The organism is Pseudomonas sp. 21LCFQ02, assembly GCF_024129895.2.
GTDB lineage: Bacteria > Pseudomonadota > Gammaproteobacteria > Pseudomonadales > Pseudomonadaceae > Aquipseudomonas.
This window is the reverse complement of record NZ_JAMYEA020000002.1, coordinates 67,096-78,012: the sequence shown is the minus strand read 5'-3', so window position 1 is coordinate 78,012 and position 10,917 is coordinate 67,096. Positions and strand designations below refer to the sequence as shown.

General features: G+C 59.4%; 6 protein-coding genes. All 6 read right to left on the bottom strand.

What is annotated here, in order from left to right; all coding sequences use genetic code 11:
• Positions 1-319 precede the first annotated feature (319 nt).
• A complete protein-coding gene (locus NJC40_RS28425) occupies positions 320-1,096 on the bottom strand; it encodes an ABC transporter permease (RefSeq protein ID WP_045492780.1) in 777 nt (258 codons plus the stop codon).
• Between the two features lie 140 nt (positions 1,097-1,236).
• On the bottom strand, positions 1,237-3,084 hold the full coding sequence (locus tag NJC40_RS28420) for a DUF4214 domain-containing protein (protein WP_253142610.1): 1,848 nt from the start codon (positions 3,082-3,084) through the stop codon (positions 1,237-1,239).
• 318 nt (positions 3,085-3,402) lie between these two features.
• Positions 3,403-6,759 (bottom strand): glycosyltransferase, encoded by a 3,357-nt coding sequence (locus NJC40_RS28415; RefSeq protein WP_253142609.1) that lies wholly within the window; start codon positions 6,757-6,759, stop codon positions 3,403-3,405.
• Positions 6,760-7,129: 370 nt separating this feature from the next.
• Positions 7,130-8,176, bottom strand: a complete 1,047-nt coding sequence (gene gmd, locus NJC40_RS28410; protein WP_045492786.1) for a GDP-mannose 4,6-dehydratase — start codon at positions 8,174-8,176, stop codon at positions 7,130-7,132.
• A complete protein-coding gene (locus NJC40_RS28405) occupies positions 8,173-9,585 on the bottom strand; it encodes a TolC family outer membrane protein (protein ID WP_045492788.1) in 1,413 nt (470 codons plus the stop codon). The genes gmd and NJC40_RS28405 overlap by 4 nt, the downstream gene beginning before the upstream one ends.
• Positions 9,582-10,904, bottom strand: coding sequence for an HlyD family type I secretion periplasmic adaptor subunit (locus tag NJC40_RS28400; protein WP_173426704.1), 1,323 nt, complete (start codon positions 10,902-10,904; stop codon positions 9,582-9,584). Before NJC40_RS28400 ends, NJC40_RS28405 begins: the two co-directional genes overlap by 4 nt.
• Positions 10,905-10,917: the final 13 nt, after the last annotated feature.

The following is a 10,917-nucleotide window of genomic DNA, read 5'->3' as shown; positions in this document are numbered from 1 at the left end:
CGGGAGAAAGGCGTGTCGCGTGACTGACACATCAAAAAACTCTCAGGATTCTGTCAGGTTTCCATAAACCCTACTATCGAGGCTGGAAAAGTTTTCCATGATGGACGGCTGACGCCTGGAAGAGTCTGGCTGCTCAGCATCGGGGATCGGTTAAGAGTTTTGAATGTGGGATTTGTGAGGCGGTTACCTTGATTGCGCTGCCTTCACGAGAAAGACGGATCGCCGCCCGCTCGTTCCCACCGTATTCCAGGTCAGAATCGGGGTAGGAGGTTCCAAGTGGGCTGTACAGCCTTGCCCACTTGGCAGCCTCCTGCGGGGGTTAAAGGAAGTCGCGGATGTCGCGTTCGAGCTTGCGGCCGACGAAGATCGAGATGGCCAGCAGGGCCAGGGAGAAGCCCACCAGGATGCCAATCGACAGCAGGTGCGGGTTCTGGCCGCCGATCAGGGCTGCGCGGTAGGCCAGGACCAGGTGGTAGAACGGGTTAAGCGCCACCAGTTGCTGGATGGTGCCGGGCAGGATGTTGGCCACGTACACGATGGGCGTCAGCCAGAACCACAACTGGGTGACCACACCGATGACCTGGGTGATGTCGCGGATAAACACCGACAGGATCGCGCAGGTAATGCCCAGAGCGTAGGCCAGCAGTTGCTGGCAGAGGAAGATCGGGACCCACCACAGCAGGTGCCAGGAGAAGTCAAAGCCGATGGCGACCAGGAAGATCATGAAAAAGCCGGTCGCGATCAGGTAATGCACGGTTTCGCTGAGCACCACGTACATCGGCAGCGACCACAGGGACAGGCGCACTTTGCCGATCAGGTGAGCCTTTTCGTGGAACACGCTGGTGATGCGGGTTAGGGTAGCGGCAAAACAGTTCCAGGCCAGCAGGCCGCTGACCAGGTAGACGCTGTAGCCCCATTGGCCCAGGTCCTGGCCCAAGCCACCGAGGCGCATGCCCATGATGTTGGAGAACACCAGGGTGAAAATCAGGATGTTGATCAGCGGCAGGATGAAGGTCCAGGCCGCGCCCAGCACCGAGGCCGAGTGCCGGTCGATCAGGTCCTGGCGGGTGAAATTGAGGATCAGGTTCCAGTTCATCAAAGGGTCCAAAACAGCAGAAACAGCGGGCAGGCAAGCATACGCAGTGTGCTGGCATAAAAAAACCCGCCTTTTGAGGGGCGGGTTTTTTTCAATCGCTTGATGATGGACCGAAGTCCATCACAGCCGATCAGTCACGATTAAACGTGGCTGACAACACCGTTAGCGAAGGACAGCTGAGCCACGTCGGTAACACCGGTCAGGGTGATAACGGTGGTGGTGTCCAGAGCGTTGGTGGTGGTGGTCACATCGCCGTTTGCAGCAGTGGTGGCGTTGGTCGAACCAGCAACAGTCGATTCAACAACAACCTGAACACCAGCAGAACCTTGGATGAAGAACACTTCTTTAACGTTGTTGTTACCGGTGCTCAGAGCGCCGGAGTTAAAGGTGTAGCCTTCGCCCAGGTAGATGGCGTCGCCTTTAGCGAACTGGGTAGCAACGGCAGCGGTAGTCGAACCCGCGGTGCCAATGATGAAGTCATTGGAGTGAGTGGTGTTGGTGAAGAAGAACAGATCTGCTTTAGCAGAACCGTCAACAGGAGTAACACCAGTCGAAGCCGTAACGTTGGTAGCGTAAGCGCTAGCACCAGTAGTGATAGCGTCTACAGCGTCTTGAGCGTCAGAAGCAACTTTCACTACCGCGTCGTGAGCGTTAGTTTCAGCAGTAGCTTCAGCAACCAGAGCGTCAGCAGCTTTAACGTCAGTTACCAGCTTGGCAGCAGCAGCGCTTGCTTCAGCGGCGTTGACGTAGGCAGTACCAACTTTACCTTCAGCAGCGGTCAGAGCGCTTTCAGCAGCGGTCTTAGCAGCCTGAGCTACACCGTCAGCACGCAGATTTGCATAAGCCGAAGTGAACACGCCAGTGTTGAAAGCAGCATCCAGACGAGCCAGCTCGGTCGCGTTCGCAGTGCTCAAAGCAGTGTACAGCTCAGCAGCGGTAGTGATGGTAGCAGTACCACCAGCAGTGGTGTATGCAGTGCTAGCGTCGGAGAAAGCAGTGCCGTTAGCAGCGTTTGCACCGATAACGCCTTGCAGAGCGCCAGTGTCAGTCTGTACTTTTGCAGTGCTAGGAGCAGTCAGAGCGTTGTTAGCAGCTACAGCGTTGTTGTAAGCGGTGATATCGGTAGCAGCAGTAGCACTGACATTAACCAGAGCAGCGCGCTCTTCAGCAACTTTAGCGGTCGCTTGAGTGGCGTTCAGTTCCAGCTGAGCAGTAGTCACGGTCGAACCACCAGCGATGCCGTCACGCAGAGTTTTGGCGTTAGTGATTGCAACAGCGACTTCGGAGTACGAGTCACCGGCAACGCTACCATCGTCACCACCGTCAACGATGGCAGTCAGGCCAATGCTGTAGTCTGCGTTCAGAGCAACGACTTTGTCGTTCAGTGCTTTCAGCGAAGCAACTTTCGAAGCCTCGTAAGCAGTTACAGCCGCGTCAGCAGCAGCGTCTGCTTTGAGCAGGGCAACACCAGCAGGGATAGCAACGCCAGCCAGGGAGCCGTCAGACAGCTTGGCCAGAGCAGCAGTTACGCTGGCAGGAGTCGAAGATACGCCGTTCAGCACTTCAACAGCGTCCGCTTGAGTGTAAGCGGAGCCGGCGGTAGCGGTGTAAACTTCGGAAACGATAACCTTGTTGGCTACGGTTTGCGCGTCGGTAGCCGAAGCACCGTTGATGAACGCAACCAGCAGTTGGTCAGCAGCAACGCTAGCGCCGCCACCAGTAGTCCAGTAAGCCAGGCCACCAGCGTCAGCTGGACGGCCGAACAGGTTCAGGTAGATCTTGGAAACGGTTTCGGAACGGCTCAGACCAGCGTAGGCAGCGGCGTACTCAGGCTGATCGTTAACGAAGTTGGCGCGGATCTGGTCCAGAGTGATGGTAGCTGGAGTAGCGTTCAACTGGCCCAACCAGTAGTCCAGGCCACCTTTGTCGGCAGCGCGGCCCAGGTAAGCAACATACAGCTGTTGAACTTGTGCAGAAGTAGTAGCCATTACGTTTTCATCTCCAATATGAGTCGATATCGACACTCAGGCTTCCCTCTAGGGAAAAGAACCCGTCGGCTCTCGCCTGTTGCCACGTCCCACAGGGCCGTGGCCCCCATTATGGGAAGTCGGAAAATTCCGACAGCCTTGCAGGTCACTTTTTGAGCTTTTTTTCAAAGCTATCAAGGAAATATCCTACAAGGCACGCCGATCATACCTGTCAAATTAGCGGCGTAACAATAGCTGACACCCAACTTTTTGATCTATGTCGATAGGAAAATTTCGGTAGACACGTAGGAAATTTCAGTTTCTGACTCTGGAAAAAGTTCAAACATTTTCTTGGGCCAGTGCAATGAGAATGTTTCGCAAGCGAACTGAAACGCTTGTCCACCCGTAATTACGCAGCCACTCCCCTTGCAGCACTTTCGGTCCGCTTGCCAATTCTTTGGCGATTCCATCGGCCATGGACTGGCTGTCGGTACCCGGCAGGAAGGTCACCGCATCGGCGACGTCTTCGAAGATGCCCAACGGCGTGCAAAAAACCGGACGACCGGTACTCAAACCCCAGCGAACCGCCGCGCTGCTTGACTCTTGGGTGTGCTGATAGGGGAAGACAATGGCATCAGCCATGCCTAACCACGACAAGGATTGCTCGTCGCTGAGGTAGTCGGTAATCAGCGTGACGCGACCTTTGAGGTCGTTTTGCGCAATGCGCTCGCGGCAGGTTTGTGCCAGTTGCGCAGAGACCGGATCGGGGTACTCGGCGTTGACCAGCAGCAGGTGCAATTTGGCATTGCCCTTGGCCAGCAAAGCGAAGGCTTCGATCAACTCCGGCATGCCTTTGTGCGGCAGCAAAAAGCCGTAGCTGGCGATGATGGTCTTGCCTTGCAGGCCAGCGGCGAGTTGGGCAGGCCCCGGCTCGGGCAGCGTGGTTTCGATCACGCCATGGGGGAACATCAGCAGGTTGTGGCCCAAGCCCATGTCCTTGAGGCGGTTCATGTCGCCGACGCTGTGCACCAGCAGGCGCGCGCAACTGTGCAGCGACTCGCGCATGTGGCTCAGGGATTTGAGCTTGTCGGTGTGCATCACGTCGGCGGTGGAGTGGAACACCACCAGAGTCTGGATACCACGCGCGTGGGACCAGTCGAGCAGGCTGGCGAAGGCCTGGATGTCGAAGAACGAGAAGTTGAACTGCAAAAGCAGGGTGTCGACCCCGGAACGCTCGATGGCCGCCTTGAGGCGCGCCAGGTCGTCGTAGTGGCCGCTAGTCCAGCAGCGCTCGATGTTGGGGGTGTCGGCAGCGTTGAGGTCGGCGTTGTCGCTGGCGAACACATGCACTTGCTCACCGAACGCCGGTTCCAGCAGTTTCTGGCTGTAGGTGGCAATGCCGCAGGCGCTGTTCCAGGTGGTCACGCTGCCCAGCTTCGGGGCTTTTTTGAGCAGCGGCTGGTGGCGGGCCTGTTCGATGGCTGCCAGGCTGGCACGGGCCACGGCAGCCCAGGTGAAACGGGTGTTGATCAGGGCTTCGGCGGCCTGGACGCGGGTGGCGGTGAAGCTGGCCAGTTGGCCTTGGCTCCAGGCCTGATGAAACTCACCCAGCAGGCTGGCCAGGTGCTCGGCACTCGGCTCGAACCACACCGAGGCAGCGGCCTTGAGGTGGGTACGGGCACGCTCGTAGCGGTAGTCGATCAGCCACGCGGTGTCCGGGGTGCAGAAGTCGCGCTGGCCACCGTTGCCGGTGGTGATCACCGGCAGGCGGTGCAGCATGGCTTCGGCCAGCGGCAGGCCGAAGCCTTCGCCGCGTGACGGTGCGATCAGCACGTCGGCCTGGTTGTACAGCGCGCGCAAGGCGCCGTCAGGCAGGTCCTGGACGATCAGTTCAACCGCCGGCGCGCTGGCCAGGCTCGCGGCCCAGTCGGCGACTTGCTGCTCGATGTTGTGGTGCGGGTTGGGGAAGGTCTTGATGATCAGCACCACCGGCTGTTCGGCCGTGAAGGCCTGGCCGTAGGCTTTGAGCAGGACATCGACGCCCTTGCGCGGGAAGCACGATGACACGTGCAGCAGCTTGAGGCGCTCGGCGCTGACCTTGGGCATGGCCGGCAGGCTGCTGGCGTCGACCGGGACGCGCAGAATGTGATCGGCACCCAGGCCCACGGTGGCCAGCGGGGCGGTGACGCCGTTGTCACGCAGGGTGGTGGTGACCCATTCGGACATGCTGGTGATCAGGTGGGTCTGGTGGTTGAAGTCGTGGCAGTAGTCCTGCGGCAGGCAGGACTCTTCCCAGCCGTAGCAGGACATGACGTTGATGTCGCCCTGCATGTCGGTGACCCGCGGCGGATACATCAGGCGCAGCACGTTGCGCGCCGGCTGTTCGGCGCGGGCGTGCAGGCTGGCGCAGTCGGGGTTGTCGAGCAGGAACTGTGGGTCAACCGCGATCGGCCCCGGCCCTTCGGTGGCACGCAGGGCGGTGCTGCTGCCCTGCTCTTGCAGCGCCCGGGCCAGTTCACGGTTGACCAGCGCCAGGCTGTAGGTGCTGTCGAACGGGCCTTCGATGCGGCACTCGACGCTTGGCTGGGGCGGCGTAGTGGCGAACCGATGGGCCGGCAGGATGATTTCAAAGCCGGCCAGGTAGGCGCTCAGGCGGTCGTAAAGGGCCTGATAGTCGAACTCGTGCAGGCGCTCGGCGGCATGTTGGGTGAGGTTGCGGCGCAGCGCCGGGTTTTCGATGAGTTGGGCGATGGTGGCTGCCACGACTTCAGGGCGGTCGGTGTCGAGCAACAGCCCGGCACTGCCCAGGGTGTTGACCACGTTGCTGTCCGGGGCGTCGTAGGCCAGTACCGGCAAGCCGTGGGCCATGGCTTCGATCAATGGCATGCCGAAGCCTTCGTGATGGCTCAGGGACACAAACAGGTCGCTGCGGCTGTACAGCGAGTCGAGGGTCTCGTCATCGACCTTGCCGGTCAGGGTGACGTAGGCGCCGATGCCCAGTTCTTCGATGCGTTGTTCGATGCGCTCTTTGTACGCCGGCACCGTTGCACCGCCGACCAGGTACAGCTGCAGCGGCACCTGGGAGCGACGCAGCAACAGGGCGAAGGCTTCGACCAACCCCAACTGGTTCTTGTGCGGCATGATCCGCCCGACGAACAACAGGGTGAACGGCCGTGGCGTGTCGCAGCGTTGCACGCTATGAGGTTCGATGCGTTGCAGGTCGACCAGCAGCGGGATTTCTGCGGTGGTGGCCTGGTTGTAGCCGCGCTTGAGCAGTTCCTGCAGGTTCTGCCGGGAGTCGGCAATGCTGCCGGTCAGCCAGTTTTGCCAGGCGTCCACTTGCTGCCAGCCGTGGGCCAGCATTGGCTGGATCGGGTGCTCGGCGGGGAACAGCGCGCCAGGGGTGATGTTGTGGAACACCATGAATTTGGCTTCGGGCAGTTCACGCAGCCAGGACTCGACGGGGTTGCCAATGCCATGGTGGATCAACAGTGCATTGGCACTGCCGGGGATGTAGTCGTCCATGCACAGGATGTCGCCGGCCACTTCCGGTTTTGGCTCGATGCAGTAGATCTCGGATTTGATACCGGCCTGGCGCAGCAGCTTGCGGGTCAGCAGCATCCCGTTACTGATGCCATCCCCTAGACTGACGCTGATCGAAAACTGGTGGATGGTGACCTGTGCTTCGTTATGCATGAACGGACCTGGTGACAAGAAAAGAAAAAGATGACAGCGCAACACGCTATTTTGTAGGAGCCAGCCAACGGGCGAAAGGGCTAATCCTGGCGCCGTATTTGTGATGCCTGGCAAAGAGCATTCACGACCAAGGTCGTTCCCACCTCAATCCTGATCTGAAATACGGTGGGAACGAGCGGGCGGCGATCCGTCTTGGTCGTGAAGACGGTGGCACCTGCAAAGCAGGTTTAGGGCCCTTACCGGCCTCTTCTCCCATCTCAATCCTGACTTGAAATGTGGTGGGAACGACCTTGGTCGTGAAGAGGCCAGGTACAAAAAAGCCGCGTATGAACGCGGCTTTTAGCTAGCTAGATATATAGATATCTAGCTATCAGAACGATTTACCGCTCTTCACACGCTCAAGGTCAGCCTTGACCATCAGGTCGCACAGCTGCTCCAGGGTGGTTTTCGGTTCCCAGCCCAGCACGCGCTTGGCTTTTTCCGGGTCGCCGATCAGCAGTTCGACTTCAGCAGGACGGTAGAACTTCGGGTTGACCTGGATAACGGTCTTGCCGGTCTTGGTGTCGATGCCGTGTTCGTTGTCGGCAGTGCCTTTCCAGTCGAGCTGGATGTCGACTGCCTTGAACGCCATGGAAACGAAATCACGCACGGTTTCGGTACGGTTGGTGGCCAGCACGAAAGTGTCCGGCTGGTCAGCCTGCAGCATGCGCCACATGCCTTCGACGTACTCTTTGGCGAAGCCCCAGTCACGCTTGGCGTCCATGTTGCCCAGCTCCAGAACCTCTTGCTGGCCCAGCGAGATGCGCGCCACGGCGTCGGTGATCTTGCGGGTCACGAACTCTTTGCCGCGCAGTGGCGACTCGTGGTTGAACAGGATGCCGCTCGAACCGAAGATGTCGTAGGACTCGCGGTAGTTGATGGTCATCCAGTGCGCGTACAGCTTGGCCACGCCGTAAGGGCTGCGCGGGTAGAAGTCAGTGGCTTCGGTCTGCGGGATCTGCTGGACCTTGCCGAACATCTCGGAGGTCGATGCCTGGTAGAAGCGGATCTTCGGGTTGACGATGCGGATGGCTTCGAGCAGGTTGACCGCGCCCAGGCCGGTGATTTCGGCGGTGGTGATCGGCTGGTCGAAAGACACACCCACAAAGCTCTGCGCCGCCAGGTTGTAAACCTCGCTCGGCTCGGCCTTTTGCAACAGACGAATGCTGGCCGACAGGTCGGTCAGGTCGTGCTCGACCAGTTCCAGATTCGGGTTGTTCAGCGCACCGACCTCTTCCAGACGCCAGAAGTTGACCGAGCTGGTCCGGCGGTAGGTGCCGTAGACCTTGTAGCCCTTGTCGAGCAGCAGTTCGGTCAGGTAAGCGCCGTCCTGGCCTGTGATGCCGGTAACGATGGCGGATTTACGAGGTGCATTCATTGTTTGGTTTTCCGATCTGGGGCTGGCTCAGTCTTGCGGTTATTGCTCAGCCATACGTTCACACTTTCCACGCTTTCGACAGAGAGTTTGCCGGCCCAGCGATTGAGGATGAACAAATTGGTTATGAAGTCGTATTGCGTCTTGAGCAAGTCACGACGCGCCTTGAATTCGTTCTGGGTTGCGGTCAGCACATCAACCGCATTGACGACGCCATATTTGAAGGCTTCCTGGGACGCAATGCTCGATTGTTCGGCTGACGACACCGCATTGCGGTTGGCGCGTATTTTTTCGACGCTGGAGTCTGCCGTCAAGTAAGCGTTGGTCGTTTCCTTGACAACCTGACGTCGGGTAAATTCCAGCTGCTGCTCGGCGGCCACTTGATCCTGATAAAGACCGCGCACGCGCGCTGATGTCGAACCACCACTATATATAGGCACCGACAAGGCTACACCGGCCACATAACTGTCGGTCTTGGGCGCCAGGGCGTTGTTATAGCCTTCGTTGGTGTTCTGGGCACTGAGGTTCAGGCTCAGGCTCGGGTAGTGGTCGCCTTTGCCGCCACGCACGCCGGCCTGGGCCGCTTCGACGGCACTGAGATTGGACTTGATCGCCGGGTTTTCGGTCTGGGCCAGTTGTACCCAGCTCTCCAGGGTTTGCTCCGATACTTTCAGCTGAACGTCATCACGGACGCGGCTGAGCTTTTCAGTCACCGGGCGGCCAACGATTTCCGACAGCGCGGCGCGGGTCACACGCACCTGGTTACGGGCATCGACTTCCTGGGCGGCCAGCAGGTCGACCCGGGCTTGCAGTTCAAGTACGTCGGTTTTCTTGGCGTACTGACGCTCGTACAGGGCGCTGACCTGGTCGAGGTTCTTTTGCGTCGCGCGACGCTCGGCCTGGGTCAGTTCCAGCTCATCGTCGGCCGCCAGGGCCGCAAAGTAGCGCTGGGCCAGGTCGACGGTGGCTTCGGCCTGGGCTTCATCGGACTCGGACAACGACTGCTTGGCCAGGCTCTTGTAGCGCTGCCAGTTTTCCCAGGCCTTTTTGTTGTAGAGCACCTGGCTCAGGCCAATGCTGTAGTTCTCGCTGTTGTAGACCTGGTCGACCTGTTCGTTGACCTGCTTGATGCGGTTGGCCCCGGCGTTGGCCGAGATCTGCGGCAAGAGGCTGCCGAAGGCTTCGCGTTCGTGTTCCTTGCCGGCCTGGGCGCGGGCATAGGCCGACAGAATGCGTGGGTCTTCAAGGCGCGACTCTTTGTACAGCGTCATCAGGTCAGCGGAATACTCTTTGGCGCTGACGCTGGTAGGCGGCGGCTTGGGGGTCGAGGGTACAGCGGTCTTGGGCTCGTCCGCATGAGCCTGGAGCACCAGTAGACCCGACAATACACAGGGGATCAGGCGCACAATCATTCCTCGATCATCGATTCAGCAATGGCGTTGCGCGCCGGCTGGAGCAGGTACTGAAGCATGGTGCGCTCGCCGGTGTTGATCAGTACTTCAGCCGGCATACCGGCCAGCAGCTTGCGATCAGCCAGTTTTTGCAGGCCCTCTTCAGTGACCTTGGCACGCACCAGGTAGTAAGGCTGGCCGGTACGCTCGTTGGTCAGGCGGTCTGCCGACACGCTGCTCACTTCACCCGGAATGACCGGGGTGGTGGCGCTGTTGAAGGCCGAGAAGCGAATGTCTGCGTGCTTGCCGATCGCCACCCGGTTGATGTCCTGCGGCGCCACTTCGGCTTCGACAATCAGCTCGGATACAGACGGCACCACATCCAGCAACGGAGTCGCCTGACGCACGACGCCGCCGACGGTGTGCACGGTCATGCCGATCACCATACCGTCATCCGGCGCACGAATCACAATGCGGCTCAGGCGGTCCTCGATGGCTGCGGTGCGCTCTTGCAGCTCATAGCCCTTGGCCTGGACTTCGGTCAGCTCTTTGGCCACTTCAGAGTTGAAGTCTTTATTGACCTGCAGGATCTGCAGTTCGGTTTCGTTGATCTGCAAACGCGTGCGAGTAATGTTGGAGCGGTGCTCGGCGATTTCCGAACGCAGTGAGTCGAGTTTGCGCTGCTGGTCGAGCAGACGTTGTTTGTCGACGAAGCCTTTGGACAGCAGTTCGCTCAGTTCACCAATTTCACCGCCGTAGGATTTCTCCAGGCTGCTCTTGGTGCTGATCATCGACTCCGTGCCTTTGATCTGCGCATTAAGCTGACCAATACGCTCCTGCAGCACCGATACCTGACCCAGACGAGCACCGCGACGGGTATTGAACACTTGGGTTTCACTGGCACGGGCTTCGATGGCACGGGTGCTGTTGGGGTCGAGCATGCTGCTGAAGTCGATGCTGTCTTTGCCGTCACGCTCGGCCACCAGCCGCGCTTCCATGGCCTTGGCGCTGATCAACTGGTTGCGCGCCACTTCGAATTCGGCGCGCAATTGACCATCGTCAAGCACGATCAGCGGGTCGCCCCGCTTCACCATGTCGCCGTCACGGGCAAGGATTTCCTTAACGATACCGCCTTCCAGATGCTGCACGGTCTTGCGATAGGTCTGTACGGTAACGACGCCTGGAGCATGCACGGCGCCGTCCAGAGGGGCCACCGCGGCCCAGGTGCCAAAGATGCCGAATACGACGATCAGGATGCCGAAACCTACCCGGCGGATGCTGTGATCCGAGGTCGGGAGGTCAGCGAAGTTGTCGGTCTTGCCTGCGAGAATAAGGGTCATCAATATCGTCCTG